The organism is Vibrio sp. DNB22_10_4 (genome assembly GCF_052879755.1).
Genome location: NZ_JBNNXW010000001.1, coordinates 1,123,927 through 1,138,554 on the forward strand (window position 1 = coordinate 1,123,927; position 14,628 = coordinate 1,138,554).

At 44.8% G+C, this 14,628-nt stretch carries 13 protein-coding genes; 5 read left to right on the plus strand and 8 right to left on the minus strand.

What is annotated here, in order from left to right; all coding sequences use genetic code 11:
• Window positions 1-40: 40 nt before the first annotated feature.
• Window positions 41-928: a LysR family transcriptional regulator gene (locus tag ACVA6Q_RS04865; RefSeq protein ID WP_446646707.1), complete on the minus strand. Its 888-nt coding sequence runs from the start codon at window positions 926-928 to the stop codon at window positions 41-43.
• Between the two features lie 253 nt (window positions 929-1,181).
• On the opposite strand from ACVA6Q_RS04865, the gene ACVA6Q_RS04870 reads away from it, so the two are divergent.
• The gene (locus tag ACVA6Q_RS04870) at window positions 1,182-1,550 is read left to right on the plus strand and encodes a DUF413 domain-containing protein (protein ID WP_353499295.1); all 369 of its coding nucleotides are present in this window, start codon (window positions 1,182-1,184) and stop codon (window positions 1,548-1,550) included.
• Between the two features lie 195 nt (window positions 1,551-1,745).
• Here the strand turns inward: ACVA6Q_RS04870 and ACVA6Q_RS04875 are convergent, their stop codons facing one another.
• Genes ACVA6Q_RS04875 through rimK form a run of 3 tightly spaced genes read right to left on the minus strand, consistent with a single transcriptional unit; the run spans window position 1,746 to window position 4,115 of the window.
• On the minus strand, window positions 1,746-2,183 hold the full coding sequence (locus tag ACVA6Q_RS04875; RefSeq protein ID WP_353499294.1) for an ATP-dependent zinc protease family protein: 438 nt from the start codon (window positions 2,181-2,183) through the stop codon (window positions 1,746-1,748).
• 4 nt (window positions 2,184-2,187) lie between these two features.
• Window positions 2,188-3,207 (minus strand): succinylglutamate desuccinylase/aspartoacylase family protein, encoded by a 1,020-nt coding sequence (locus tag ACVA6Q_RS04880; protein WP_353499293.1) that lies wholly within the window; start codon window positions 3,205-3,207, stop codon window positions 2,188-2,190.
• 2 nt (window positions 3,208-3,209) lie between these two features.
• Window positions 3,210-4,115 carry a 30S ribosomal protein S6--L-glutamate ligase gene (gene rimK, locus ACVA6Q_RS04885; RefSeq protein ID WP_353499292.1) on the minus strand — a complete coding sequence of 302 codons (906 nt, stop codon included), beginning with the start codon at window positions 4,113-4,115 and terminating at the stop codon, window positions 3,210-3,212.
• Between the two features lie 232 nt (window positions 4,116-4,347).
• Here rimK and ACVA6Q_RS04890 point away from each other — a divergent pair, with 232 nt between their 5' ends.
• Window positions 4,348-4,566, plus strand: coding sequence for a hypothetical protein (locus ACVA6Q_RS04890; RefSeq protein ID WP_353499291.1), 219 nt, complete (start codon window positions 4,348-4,350; stop codon window positions 4,564-4,566).
• A 35-nt stretch (window positions 4,567-4,601) separates the two neighbouring features.
• On the opposite strand, the gene galE is transcribed toward ACVA6Q_RS04890, so the two are convergent.
• The 4 genes from galE to ACVA6Q_RS04910 all read right to left on the minus strand — a co-directional run bounded on the left by galE (window position 4,602) and on the right by ACVA6Q_RS04910 (window position 10,540).
• On the minus strand, window positions 4,602-5,615 hold the full coding sequence (gene galE / locus ACVA6Q_RS04895; protein WP_446646708.1) for a UDP-glucose 4-epimerase GalE: 1,014 nt from the start codon (window positions 5,613-5,615) through the stop codon (window positions 4,602-4,604).
• 102 nt (window positions 5,616-5,717) lie between these two features.
• Window positions 5,718-7,127: an FAD-dependent oxidoreductase gene (locus ACVA6Q_RS04900; RefSeq protein WP_446646709.1), complete on the minus strand. Its 1,410-nt coding sequence runs from the start codon at window positions 7,125-7,127 to the stop codon at window positions 5,718-5,720.
• Between the two features lie 254 nt (window positions 7,128-7,381).
• Window positions 7,382-9,862: an ABC transporter permease gene (locus ACVA6Q_RS04905; RefSeq protein ID WP_446646710.1), complete on the minus strand. Its 2,481-nt coding sequence runs from the start codon at window positions 9,860-9,862 to the stop codon at window positions 7,382-7,384.
• A gap of 3 nt (window positions 9,863-9,865) precedes the next feature.
• Window positions 9,866-10,540 (minus strand): ABC transporter ATP-binding protein, encoded by a 675-nt coding sequence (locus ACVA6Q_RS04910; RefSeq protein WP_353499288.1) that lies wholly within the window; start codon window positions 10,538-10,540, stop codon window positions 9,866-9,868.
• On the opposite strand from ACVA6Q_RS04910, the gene ACVA6Q_RS04915 reads away from it, so the two are divergent.
• The 3 genes from ACVA6Q_RS04915 (at window position 10,539) to ACVA6Q_RS04925 (ending at window position 14,536) form a co-directional block, all read left to right on the plus strand.
• The gene (locus ACVA6Q_RS04915; protein WP_446646711.1) at window positions 10,539-11,147 is read left to right on the plus strand and encodes an arylesterase; all 609 of its coding nucleotides are present in this window, start codon (window positions 10,539-10,541) and stop codon (window positions 11,145-11,147) included. The two genes, ACVA6Q_RS04910 and ACVA6Q_RS04915, sit on opposite strands and share 2 nt — an antisense overlap.
• Before the next feature lie 140 nt (window positions 11,148-11,287).
• Window positions 11,288-12,484, plus strand: coding sequence for an enoyl-ACP reductase FabV (gene fabV, locus ACVA6Q_RS04920; protein WP_446646712.1), 1,197 nt, complete (start codon window positions 11,288-11,290; stop codon window positions 12,482-12,484).
• A 219-nt stretch (window positions 12,485-12,703) separates the two neighbouring features.
• Window positions 12,704-14,536 carry a putative bifunctional diguanylate cyclase/phosphodiesterase gene (locus tag ACVA6Q_RS04925; RefSeq protein ID WP_446646713.1) on the plus strand — a complete coding sequence of 611 codons (1,833 nt, stop codon included), beginning with the start codon at window positions 12,704-12,706 and terminating at the stop codon, window positions 14,534-14,536.
• The last annotated feature ends 92 nt before the right edge of the window (window positions 14,537-14,628 follow it).

Consider the following 14,628-nt stretch of genomic DNA (forward strand, 5'->3'; position numbering starts at 1 on the left):
TGAAGGAAAAAGCCTCTAACAAGAGGCTTTTATAAAGTCTTTATTCCACACTTTCACCCGCCTGCTGTACGACAAACGAGGTAGTTGGCTTAACAGTGTTGATGAGTGACTCAACTTGTAAAATCGCCTCTAATGAGGTGCTGTTTTTACGGTAGCTTATGTACAAAGGCCGAGTCCATTCATCGGCTCCCTCGACTCTAAATAGCTGCTCAGACTCAATGAACGGCTCTACCAGCGAAGCAGGTAGATAGGCGCAGCCACCTTTTTCCAAAACAAAATCCAGTGCAATACGACCCGTTGACGTGCGCAGGTACGGCGCTGGAATATTTGGGTGACGATCAGCATGCTCAAACGCGAATTGCGTGCCCCAATCTACGTAGACATATTTACTGTTAAACGCGGATTCAATATTACTTGGTTCTGTTGATACTAGCACCAAAGGCAGTTCGGCAATCTGATGACTCTTGAACTCTTCAACCTTAAATGGATCAAAAGAAAACGCCACATCCAATGTGCGCTCAAGTAGCTTGCGGTTTAGCTGCTCACGACCCAGAGACTCCGCAACAAAACCATAACCAGTCAAAGAATCCGTGACCACACTCAAGCCGTTTTGCAAATACGCATCCCAGATATTAGGTGTGCCGCCTAACGTGAGTTGCAGCGCTTTATTGCTCTCTAATGATAAGTCAAAGGTCGCTTGCTTAAGCGTCGAAACCATCACTTCTGCGTAACCTACCAGCCGTTGACCCGCTGAGGTCAATTGAATATTGTTGCGATGTCGGGTAAACAACCGCGTATCAAAGTATTCTTCGAGCTGTTTGATACGTGCACTCACCGCCGCCTGCGTGATGTAGAGGTTTTCGGATGCGCGACCAAAGTGTTTCTCCTTAGCGACTTCAAGGAAGGTTTGGAATACTTTTACGTCCATAATGTGACTCTTAAGATATTTCTAATAGATTGAGCTAACGTTCTGGTTAGCCACGTATTCTTACACAATTAAGCTTAGTTAAGCATAAAGAAATTTTGTGCATTCGACAAAAACAATTCGTTTTCTTTCTTGTTCATTTCCAACTATTTTCAGCATCGAACCAGCACGGGATTCTAAGGCTTCTCGGCGTCTTTGGATGGCAAAAAGTCCCTTGAATTACCTTGCTTTACTACCTATTTGCTTTGAGGTCTCTATGACTGAAACTCAATTTCGCCACGGCAAGAAACGTTTTTATGATGCAGTAAAGTTCCCACGCGGATTCGCGAAATCGGGTGACTTTACACTGATTGAAGAAGACATCTTGGTAACTTACGGAGAAACCATGTTAGCGCTTGAACGCGGTGACATTACCCCGGAAAACGCCGAAGAAAAACACTTCACAAAAGTGATCGTTAACCCTAGCAAAGCGAAATCCAAACTGGAACACACCTGGCTTAAATACGTTCGCTTGGCGCGCGGAAGACGAGCTTTCCATACGTTGAATAGTAAATCTAAGTTTCATGAAGCCGCGAAAGACTATGATTACGACATGGAAAACGACGACGTTTTAGAGCCAGCATAAGTTGTGATCTTTCCTCCTAAACGCAAAAGTAGAGCCTAGCGCTCTGCTTTTTTTTGTCGCCAGTTTCTCCCCCCTCTTTCTCCATTTCTCAATACCACATTCTAACAGCAGAAACTGTCGGTTGTTCTCGTTCCCAATATACGAGCAAAACAAAGCCGCCCAAAGGCGGCTAGGAAAGCTGGTTAGTCAGACTGATTAATCAATCAGAAACGCTCTGCTTGGATCCACGTATACTTTGTCGATCATAGCTTCACGCCCCAACAGCATCATATAAGACATGTCTTGGCGATTGCTTAGCGTGATCTCAATGGGCCACTCTCTGTCACCAAGTTTGAACAAGGTTTGGATAACGCAGCGCTGTTCTGAATCACCGTTGGATGATTTGATACGTCTTGAGTCGTAAATTAACGATTCACAATGTACGATCTCATCTAAATGGTAGATGTCTGGATGCAAGTCATATTGGACGTATAAACGACCATCTCGTTTCACACGCTGTAAGTTGTCAACGTGAAGCGAAGAGGTTTTTGCACCTGTATCAATGCGTACTTCTAAATCAAAAATACCCAACTCAGGAAGGCTACAAACTTCCAAGTTGCCAATGATCATTCTGTCGTTATATGTGTTTGGCATAGTGTTACATGCTCGGTTCTACTGGAACAATCGACTCTTGCATGATTTCGATGTGTTCAAATACCTCTTCTGCGTTATCTCCAAAATACGCAATGTGATACATAGCTTCCCCTTCTTGAACCAGAGGAATGTTTTGCTTGCCGATAATGATACCAGTGCGGTTTGACGTAACCTGACCAATATTGTTACCCAGCGGGCCGTTAATGTCGGCTAGGATCTCGCCTTTCTCGACCATAGAGCCCAAATGAACGTATTCTTTAACAAATCCACTCGCATCTGCACGAGTCCAGTCACTACGGTTGGCAATAAAGGGATCCGTTTTTGCCTTTGATACACGTTTGCGAGTCATACCTAGCGCTTTAAGTACGCGAAGTACGCCTTTGACACCGGTCTGAATAGATAGCTCATCAAATCGTAGCGCCTCGCCTGCTTCATACAGAAGTACGCGAGCGCCGTGGTTAACAGCGGCTTCACGTAATGAGCCATCTCGAATGTTGGCATTAAGCAAAACCGGCACAGCAAAGGCCTCTGCGAGACGCTTTGTTTCTTCGTCTTCTAAGTTTGCTCGAATTTGCGGCAAGTTAGAACGATGAATAGCGCCTGTGTGTAGGTCGATACCATAGTCACAATGAGAAACAATACTCTCTAGGAAAGTATGCGCTAGACGTCCAGCCAACGATCCTTTCTTTGAGCCAGGAAAACAACGGTTTAGATCTCGGCGGTCTGGCATATAGCGGCTCTGGTTTAGAACACCATATACGTTGACCATAGGTACATAAATTAACGTGCCGCACTGCAGTTTTAAGTTTTCTGCAATTAGGCGACTAATAATCTCTATGCCATTTAACTCATCCCCGTGGACAGCGGCGCTCACAAACACCACTGGTCCTTCTTTCTTTGCTCGTATTACTTGGACTGGGATACTTACTTCTGCGTCCGTGTATAATTTCGCAACTGGGATATCGATTTCTTTACGCTCACCAGGGCGTATTTCTACGCCCGCTATGACAAGCTCTTTAGCCATTTTTAACCACGTCCTTTCGTTTTATTGTTGTTTGGCTTGGCATTTTTCTCGATAAATTCGTAAATAAGGCCCGCCACATCTTTACTTGTCGCGCTCTCAATTCCCTCTAGGCCTGGTGATGAGTTTACTTCCATAACCACTGGACCATTTTTCGACTGAAGGATATCAACCCCGCACAAGTTCAACCCCATCGCCTTGGCAGCCGCTATCGCTGTCGCACGCTCTTCTTTAGTGAGCTTGATTAGCTGTGCAGTACCACCACGATGTAGATTTGAACGGAATTCACCTTCGGCAGCTTGTCGCTTCATTGCAGCAATCACTTTTCCACCGACAACAAAACAACGAATATCAGCACCGTTAGCTTCTTCGATAAACTCTTGAACCAAAATGTTGGCTTTTAGACCCATGAAAGCTTCGATAACACTTTCTGCAGCTTTTTGTGTCTCTGCGAGCACCACACCAATGCCCTGAGTACCCTCAAGAAGCTTGATAACAAGTGGCGCGCCGCCAACATTTTTAATCAAATCTGGAATGTCGTCTGGCTTGCTTGCAAAACCAGTGCGAGGTAGACCAATGCCTTTACGTGATAGCAACTGCAAGGAACGCAGTTTGTCACGTGAACGGCTAATCGCTACTGACTCGTTAACACAGAAAGTACCCATCATTTCAAACTGACGAACCACAGCGGTTCCGTAGAAAGTAATAGATGAACCAATTCGTGGAATCACCGCATCGTATTGAGGCAACTCCTCACCCATATAACGGACTTTAGAGTTACTACTAGTAATATCCATATAGCAATGCAGGGTATCTATGATATCCACTTGATGTCCCCTCGCTTCCCCTGCTTCTTTTAGGCGACGAGTTGAGTACAAGTTTTCGTTGCGAGATAGAATCGCAATGCGCATGGCAGTATCCTCTTTTAGGTATATTGTTTTATGAGTGTGAAACGCCGGTTACGAACGACCGGAAAGAGCGTGCACCTTAAGAGTTTAGCAATTAAAAATAAAACGATTGTTTTTAGTCGTGACGACAAAGAAAAGTTGTTGTTGAATACGCAGATTTCACGCATAAAAAAACCGACTTTCGTCGGTTTTTGTTAATACTTTCATTCAGTTAAAAGATTTGTAAATAAAATGTATGAATGAAGACTATTTTGCAGCCATTTCTTTTTTAACCATTACAACCGCAGCTACAACGAAAGCAATGATGAGTGCTAACTCCATGGAGTCCCCTTGTGGTTCAAGACTAATTTTACTGGTTAAATTAAGTACTGAAACCATTTTAGCAAATATTCAACAATATGATATTTTTTATTCAATAAATAAGGCGACTTGGATCAAAAAAAGGCGCTTTTAGCGCCTTTTGTTAAGTTTATGCGACAAACCACCAGATTACTCTGGATAACCAGTCGGATTCTGCGACTGCCAGCGCCATCCATCTGCTGTCATATCGGATAAGGTACGTGTCGCCTTCCAGCCAAGCTCTTGGTTAGCTTTGCTAGGATCTGCCCAGCATTCAGCGATATCACCAGGGCGACGTTCCACAACTTTGTAAGGAACTGGCTTACCAGAGGCTTCTTCAAACGCTTTAACCATTTGCAGTACGCTGCTTCCGTTACCTGTTCCTAGGTTGTATATAGAGAGCGCTTCTTTGCCATTTAACGTTTTCAGAGCGGCGATGTGACCATCTGCCAGATCCATTACGTGAATATAATCACGAACGCCCGTACCATCGGGTGTTGGATAGTCGTCACCAAAGACCGATAGACATTCACGTCGACCCACAGCAACTTGAGATACAAATGGCATTAGGTTGTTTGGGATCCCCTGAGGATCTTCACCCATTTCACCGGAAGGGTGAGAACCTACTGGGTTGAAGTAACGAAGCAAGGTAATGGTCCAATCTGGATTGGCTTTGTGGAAATCAGTCAGACATTCTTCAACCATGAGTTTACTGCGACCATAAGGGTTAGTGGCACTGGTTGGGAATGATTCAGTAATTGGCACTGATGCAGGATCGCCGTAAACCGTTGCTGATGAACTAAACACAATGTGCTTCACGCCCGCTTCACGCATCGCATCCGCGAGAACCAAAGTTCCATTGACGTTGTTATCATAGTATTCAAGCGGCTTTTCAACAGACTCTCCCACCGCCTTTAAGCCGGCAAAGTGAATCACTGCATCAATGTTATGATTCGTCATCACGTCTACCAGGGCTTGCTTATCGCGCACGTCACCTTTTACAAACACCGGACGATTTTTTGTGATTTTCTCAATACGATCAATCACCGCCGATTTTGCATTGTAAAGATTATCAAAGATAATTGGTGTCATACCCGCTTCAATAAGCTGCACACATGTGTGACTTCCGATGTAGCCTGCGCCACCTGTTACTAGTACGTTCATCATAAATTCCTTGTATTTCTCTACAGCGATTATATGCAATCGGAGCAGATTTGCGACCCTTTATTTTGCCTTGTCTTTATAAACCAATGGATTAGCGTATATTTAGTAGGCTACAGCTAAAGATTCTGGGTAACCTCGATCGCGTGCTATTTGCTTTGCTGCTAATTCAACATCTAAAGGCTTTAACGCAAGAGTCGTGCTCACGTTGAACGGCTGATTAACAAACCAACGACTCATTATCTTTTTTGCAGCAATTAAAGCGGATGAAGCTTTAACAATCTCTAGGCGAGCATAACGTTCACCATCAAAACTAACATCAGCAGAACGAAGACTTGGCTCCAATCCTGGTATTTGCTGTGCGCCATACAAAGGCTTTCCTGCAGGTTCAGCTGATACAAATTCAGGAACATACTGAGCAAGATGTTGGATAGCGCTTTGCGAACGCGAGGTTTGTACCTGCTCTGGCCAACCATTATCAATTTTATCGACTAAGTGCTGTGGAAGCTGTGGCTGTGACGTGTTACCACCTGACTGCACCAAGCCATTCTCAAACAAGGTGATCGATTTGGTCATGCCATGAAGTTGAAAATAGCCACCAGGGTAAGGCGTTAATTGCGCCATACCTTGCGGAGTACCGCGCTGACCGTGAAAGATCACTTCTGGCCATTTTTCATGCTGGTGTTTTACCCATTTGGTGACGTAAGCGGCTTTAAACTCTACTAACCTTTGTCGAGGTTTCTCTAACTTATCGTCAATAGTGCCGGTACGAAATCCACAAGCGTTGATAACAAAATCGAACGACTCTGTTTGCCCTGCCGCTAGCTCTAACTCATATCTATCTTCTAACTCACGAACCTGTTCTATTTTGGCACCAGTGCGGATATGCAGGTTAGCTATTTGCTGAGACCATAGTTCAACAGACGAGGCGACACGGAACAAGCTGAGTCCATATTCTTGAACAACATAGACTGGGTATTTAAGCTTATCTAGATCGGTATGTTTAGCAAAGGGGATAAGCCACTCTTCGAGTGTTTGCGGCGCTTCTGGCGGCTGTCTCTTTGACAGCTCATTCAAAGTTTGACGGTCGAATTCGTGGAAGTAGTCATCCGGTTTACCCAGTACTTGGTTGTCAGCGTCCAACTCAACTAACTTTTTGTATGCATCTCGAAGTACATTTAAACGAGGAAGCAAGGCCTCTGGCTTACCCTCATCCCCTCGTGGAACCGCAATGACGGTTGGGCGAACATTAACGACCGACGGAAAGAAGCGTACAAATTCTATCGATTGCCTAAGTAGCTCAAGACAATGTTGCTCAGAGATTTCACGATACAAATTACCACCAGCATGGAGGTGACAAATCGGTGGGCCACTAACAAGGCGCTGATTTTTTTCATAAACGGTCACATCAATACCTTGTTTTGCAAGGTACAAAGCAACCGTAGATCCTGCGACGCCCCCACCTATGATGGCCACTCGTTGACGACTCTGCATCTCTGGGAATTCTTGACTCATTTCTTATTGATTGAAGTGATGAAGATGCGACATTTTAGCCGCATCTAGAGGGAAAAAAAATCCTATTTTTTGTGATGTTTTTTCTTGACAGTTAATCGGTGAATAAGTTTTTTGACAGCAACATGACAATCAGATTACCCGCCATCACCGACCAATCAAAGGCTAACGATTTTTATCACTAAGGATACGATTGAGTTATCCAAAACCTTATCCACCGTTTTTGTGGATAACTTAACAAAAACGGTGGCTAAGCATTATGCAAACTGCTTTTGCGAGGTAGTAAGCATCTGTCTTATCAATGAAAAAAGAACCAAGGCTAACGTCGCGAAAGCGATTGCGGGAACCATAATCCAAGTGGATAAATGCCAACTCCACGGCAAATCAAACCCAATAGTCATGATCGAACCAACGACTAATTCAGCGCCAAATGTCGCAACAATACCCGCCGTAATCGCCATGATCCCGTATTCAGCCCAAATCGTTCTAACGATCCGTTTACGGCTCGCTCCTAAGGTTCGATAAAGACGAATTTCAGCTTGACGCTGAGAGAGACTCAACCTGAGTAAAGTAAAGATAAGCAATACTCCTGAAAGTACTCCCAATGCTGCTAATACCGTTATCGACCACACTATCTGACTGAGCAGCCCTTGTATCTTCTCTCCCATCAAGCGTATGTCCATCAAACTAACCGTTGGGTGGTTGCGTGACAAGGTGGCTATCAAATCATTGTCTTTATCGTGAAGCCTAAAGCTCACTAACCATGCACTCGGTATATTCGCCAACACATCTGGAGTAAAGATAAAGTAAAAGTTAGGCTTCATGTCTCTCCATTCAACAAATCGAATTGAGTTGATGACAGCCCTAACCTCTTGGCCGTTAATGGTAAAGCCAAGCTCATCTCCTATCCTAAGACCAAGATTTTCGGCCACCTCTTTTTCCACTGATACACCACCTGTCTGCGTCCATTCTCCAGAAAGAACATCATTGTAGCCAGGAAGAGTGTCTGCATAGGTAAAATTGAGCTCTCGACTTAACGCATCTTCCTCATCAACACCCGTTTTTTGTCTGGTTTGTGCATCTTCGCCATTGATGAGCGTCAATCGTCCACGAGAGATCGGAAACGCTTGAGAGCGATCAATGTTGTTACCATCTAGAGCACTCAGATAAGCATCTTTCTCGTAATCAGCAATATTAAGAGCAAACGCGTTGGGCGCATCAGCTGGAAGTGTTCTCTGCCAGTCACTGAGTAGGTCATTTCTAACCAGCCAAATTGTTGTAAGCAGCATCAGCGAAAGCCCTAATGCCCCGTATTGCAATCCTGTATGACGTTTACTGCGATTAATACGGCTAACCGCGAGTTTCATCGAAATCGGCAAAGACAGGCGGCTCAAGAGCAGCGTGAAAAGAACACTAATGGCAGCCAGAACGACAAACAGACCAATAATACCAGCCAGTACAATCCACACGAGATTATTGTCGCGATACGCAACGAGTAGTGGAATAACCGGGACTAAGACCAACAAATAGATCCAGCCCCCACGCTTCTCGTCAGCACTTTGCAAAACTTCTACAGATGATACAGAAATCAACTTATAGAGCGGGATACCCAAAGCCGGAACGCCTATGAGTAAGCTCGATACAATCGCAATAACGGCTGGTTTAGATCCATAAGTAGGAAGAGGATCTGGCAGTAGATCGGTAAGAGGCACGCGAAGTAGCGTTTCTAAGCCCATCCCTAGTAATAATCCCGCGACAACCGACATACTTACAAGCAGCAAGGTTTGAATTGAAAGCCAACGTACTAACCAATGTTTACTTGCGCCGAGGCTTTTAAGCATGGCGACCGTTTGTCTGCGACTTTGCACGTAATTCTGACAGGTCAAAACAAGTGTCGTCGCTGCCATAATAATGATGATTGCAACAGTGAGAGATAGATATTGCGTTGTCCTGTCGAAAATATCATTGGTTCGGCTACCGGATGATTGGTCACGCCATCGGTCACTTGGCGTGAGTTCTATTTGCTGCTTGAGTGCGTCAATATTTACCTCATCACCGACTAAATATGCGCGAAACTGAACTCGACTACCAAGCTGCACTGCACCGGTTTCATCCACAGAGCTTTGGTGTATATAAGCGGTTGGCATCTGCTGAAACGGATTAAAGCTGATACCAGGCTCTTCTAATATCACCCCACTCACAGCAAGCTCAGCATCGCCAATAGTGACAAGGTCACCAGAGGAAACGTTCAATTGCTCCGCTATCCTGCTATCAAGCCATAGTTCACCTTCTTTGACCTGGTTTTGTGTACCTTGTTCGGATCCTAAGGTTAGCGTACCGCGAAGTGGAAACTTTGAGTCCACGGCTTTCACCGTTATCAACTGCATACCGCTGTCACTGAACGACATAGTCGCGAAGCGCGTATACCACGACGTTTCAAGTCCTGAGCCTTTGATAAAATCAGTATTTTTCTCGGTGATCGGATTTGCTGAAATGTATATAGAGTCAGCAGTTAGCGCATCTTTCCCTTGTTTGACAATCACCTGCTCCATTCGCTCAGCGAGTGCCGCTAGACCGAAAATACAGGCGATAATTAGCGTCAAGGAAATAGCAATAGGCCAAAGCTGCCCCTGCCTAATCTCGTCAAAGCTCCACGTTACGAGGCGACTGTTTAGATTCGCACCCGTGTTTTTGTGTTTGGAACTGATTTTAGTAGAACTGGTTTGCTGTTGTGACATCCGCTACTCCTGCTCAAGCCGACCCGCATTCATATGGAAAATGCGATCGCAACGTTTAGCTAGCGACAAATCATGAGTAACGAGCACGAGCGTCGTACCATGCTGCTGGTTAAGATCAAACAATAGCTCGACAATTTTGTGCGCTGTATTCTGATCTAAGTTGCCCGTTGGTTCGTCTGCAAAGAGTATCTTAGGGCTGGTCATAAATGCACGAGCAATGGCGACGCGCTGCTGCTCGCCGCCAGAAAGCTGTGATGGCAAATGATCAATACGGTGTCCAAGCCCTACTGACTCAAGGAGTTGACGAGCTTTCGCTTCGTCCTCTTGCTCACCTTTTAAAAGGCAGGGCAACGTCACATTTCCAAGTGCGGACAAACTTGGGATTAATAGAAAACTCTGAAACACAAAACCGAGGTGCTCACTACGAATGCTGGCTCTAGCTTCATCACTCATCTGAGAAATGGGATTAGAAAGTAATTGAATATTGCCCGTGCTTGGGACGTCCAATCCAGCCAGTAACGTCATTAGCGTGGATTTTCCTGCCCCTGACGTTCCAACGATAGCAATAGACTCTCCTTCTTGAATCGACAGATTCACATCCTCGAGGATTGTTAAATGTTCCGTTTTCGTAGACACTACTTTGGACACTGATTCAGCTTTGATTATGGAAGAACTCATGATTCGGCAACTTTCCTCTTTGATTATTATTTTTGTTTCCTTGGCCTCTTTTCACGCAAAGGCGGCGTCTATTCTTATTCTCGGCGACAGTCTGAGTGCTGGCTACAACATGTCGGCAGACCTCAGTTGGCCGACAATGCTCTCTAAACACCTATCTGACGATGATACCGAGTACAACATCATCAATGGCAGCGTATCAGGCGATACCACAGGCAACGGTCTTGCAAAACTGCCAGGCTTGTTGAGTGAACACAAACCCGACTATGTGCTCATTGAGCTCGGCGCAAATGATGGACTACGTGGCTTTCAGCCGCCTATCATTGAGCGCAACCTATCGACATTAATCACCCAAAGCCAAGAGGCTGGTGCTAGCGTATTTTTGATGCAAATTCGTGTACCGCCCAACTACGGCAAACGCTACAGCACCATGTTCGAGAACATCTACCCGACGTTGGCTTCAGAGCACGACATTCCACTCATACCTTTCTTTCTTGAAGAAGTTATCATCAAGCCAGAATGGATGATGCAAGACGGTTTGCACCCAAAACCTGATGCTCAACCCTTCATCGCACAATTTGTAGCTGAAGCACTAAGGCCGCACCTTTAAATTGATAATTGGCGATTTTAGCAACATTGTTGCAGAGTAAATACGCTCAGAATCGCCAAATTGATGCCCTAGCTCAATATAATTTACAACACTTTACGCTATCTTGAGTTTTTATCATCGTCTTAGATAGGTTGTATACAGTGATAGTTGAACCAGTTATCAGCGGTGTTGTCGCAAAGACCTCTCATCCACAAGGGTGCAAAAAGGCCGTCGATGACCAAATCGCGTACGTGAAATCGGCCAGTCCGATCAAAAATGGCCCCAAACGCGTGCTTATTTTGGGCGCGTCATCAGGGTTTGGCTTAGCGGCCCGCATTGCCCTAACCTTTGGTGGTTCAGACGCCGATACCATTGGTGTTTCTTTTGAGCGTGGCCCTTCTGAGAAAGGATTGGGAACTGCTGGTTGGTACAACAACATCTACTTCAAACAACGTGCCCAGCAAGCCGGCCGACGAGCTATCAATATCGTTGGCGATGCGTTCTCTCATGATGTCCGAGAGCAAGTTATTGAAGCCATAGAAACTTACTTTGAAGGCGAAGTTGACCTCGTTATCTACAGTCTCGCTACGGGCGTTAGACCGAAAGCAAACGGTGAATTCTGGCGTTCAGCTATCAAACCGATTGGTGAAGCCGTTTCAGGTTCACTCATTAACCTTGAAACACAAGAGTGGGAAGATACGCTACTCGAACCCGCTTCAGACGAAGAAATTGAAGGCACTCTAAAAGTCATGGGCGGTGAAGATTGGGAAAGCTGGATTGACACCCTGGTCAACTCTGATTCCGTCGCCAACGGATTTAAAACCGTCGCATTCTCTTATGTTGGGCCAGAGATCACTCACCCAATTTATTTGGATGGTACGTTAGGTCGTGCCAAAGTCGACTTACATCAAACGAGTCATGCGCTCAATCTTGAACTGTCTAACTTTGATGGCAACGCCTATGCTGCGGTCTGTAAAGCACTCGTCACTAAGGCCAGTGTGTTTATCCCGGGCTTATCTCCATACCTACTTGCGCTGTACAAAACCATGAAAGAGCAAGGTACTCACGAAGAGTGTATTGAGCAAATGCAACGTTTGTTTGCCACCAAGGTCTACGGACAAGACAAGGTTCCTCTTGATGGTGAACGTTTAATTCGCATGGACGACTGGGAGCTCAATCCCGAAGTTCAAGATAAGGTTAAGCAGTGTCTATCTGAAATGAATCAAGACAACTTCAAGCAAATTGGCGACTTTGAAGGCTTCCAACGCTCATTCTTAAATCTGAATGGTTTTGGATTTGATGACATTGATTACAGCCAACCGCAAGATGTCCAAGCATTAAAACGGTTAAAGCCATAGCAATCATTGCGGCAGAAGCTCCTTCGGACTTCTGCCGTTTTCCTTTAATACGACTGCCTTTCCCTCTCAACTTTGAGACTGTTGCCATTCTTAGTGCTATTCACCTGTCTCAATTCATAATTTCCCAACCGTCTAGTATTCAACACTTATACTGTAGAGACTGAATCTTTTGCTTTGTTAGTGTTAACGAAGCGTTTCCACAGGATGTGGTCAACATTGATGAAAAGAGATAATCGCTCAGTATTACGCAGGCTGAGCCCAAGTGAGCGACAAAGGATCTTTGAACTCGTTGAGTCATCAAAGTCCCCATCTAATGTAAAGTCCGTTTGGGGCTGGTGTGCGATTGAAGGCAATCAATTAGAACTACTTTATATCAACAACTATGCAGTTCCTAAAACAAACACAGTGTCGTTCAACGATATGTCTGAGCGTTCACTAAAGGAAGCACTAGCAAAGCTCCTTTCTCCCGTTAAGACCTCTTACTTGCGCTGTTTGTATCTATCTTCAATATCGAAACAACCTACAGGCTTAGCCTTTGTCCTTTCGGTAAGATCAAGCGATGGCGAGCAGCAGTTAAACAGTTTAAGTTATGAGATTTCGTCTTGGATGACTCGTCAAGGAATGGCTGATTCCATAAAACGCGTGCGACAACAGTACCAACAAAAACTACGAAAAAGCCGAATCGACATTGAGTCATTAGCTTACAATAACCACCAACTCGAAAAGCGCATGCTTTACCACTTAAGTCATGATTCGGCGACAGGCATGCTAAACCGGAACGGTCTAGAAAGTGCGCTTATCACCTCATTAAACAGTGTTCCAATTGTTAACGGGGACGCTTTTATTAGTGTCATATTCGTTCAGTTCACCAACGGTGAGCGAGTTCAGGCTAGAATCGGTTGTGACGGCCTCGACGACCTTCTTAAGGGGTTTGAGAAAAAAGTAAATGAAGTGACTGAGCAGATACAGCACATAGCAAGAATATCGACGACTGAACTTGCGCTTACTACTGTTGTTCCTGCTATGAATGAACAGTATCTCCCTACTTTGTGTAAAAAGATCGCTACCATTGCCAAGCAAGGTTTTGTATTTAAAGACAGCGAAGTTCATCTTCACTCCTATATGGGTGTTGCGAACTCTTTCCACACTCAGAATGAAAATCAGCTAATCAATAATGCCTTCCACGCCGCCCTCGCATGTAAGGAGTCCGGTGAGTTAATCACCTTTTTCACCCAAGCCGATCAACAAGACCAAAAAGCATTCAATCAACTTGAACACTATTTACTACAAGCAGTCCGAAACGACGACCTAATTTTGTACTTTCAACCCAAGGTTGATATTAAAACGCAGAAATGGATTGGCGCAGAAGTCCTTTTGCGGTGGAAACACCCTGTCCTTGGAGAAATGTCTAATGAAGCACTAATACACATGGCGGAACAAAATGGTCTCATTATTGAAGTGGGTTATTTTGTGCTGAGCAACGCTATGGATCGCGCCTCGGAGTGGATAGAATTTGCGCCAGACTTTTGCCTCTCGATTAATGTTTCTGCAAAGCAGATATGCCTTCCTGCGTTTGCCAACAAAGTCATGGCGCTATTAGATCAATATGAACTGCCAGCACACAACCTTGAGTTAGAGCTGACTGAAAGCTGTTTAGTTTCTAATTTTGATATCGCCAAAGCGAACATTAACACCCTAGAAACAATAGGCGTTAAGTTTGCGCTGGATGATTTTGGAACTGGCTATGCTTCTTTCAACTATCTGAAGAAACTTCCATTTAGCGCACTGAAGATTGACAAAGAATTTCTATCTAACATTGTTGACAACTCGCAAGACAAATCGATATTTCGTTCTATCACGAGCATCGCGAAAAAACTAAACAAGCAAGTCGTAGTAGAAGGCGTTGAGACGCAGGCGCAACACCTGTTTATTACCAAAGAGCACTGTGATGTAGGACAAGGCTTCTACTACGCGAAACCAATGTCTCGCGATATTTTTGAAAGCGAGCTTCAAAAGCAATACCCGCTCCCGGACAAGTTCATCATTCGGTGACACTAGTTGCTGTAATATCGATAAACCATCATGGAAGTACGATTATTCAAGCAAACCCTTTACCCGCGATGGATCGCCTCCTATAATCGCGC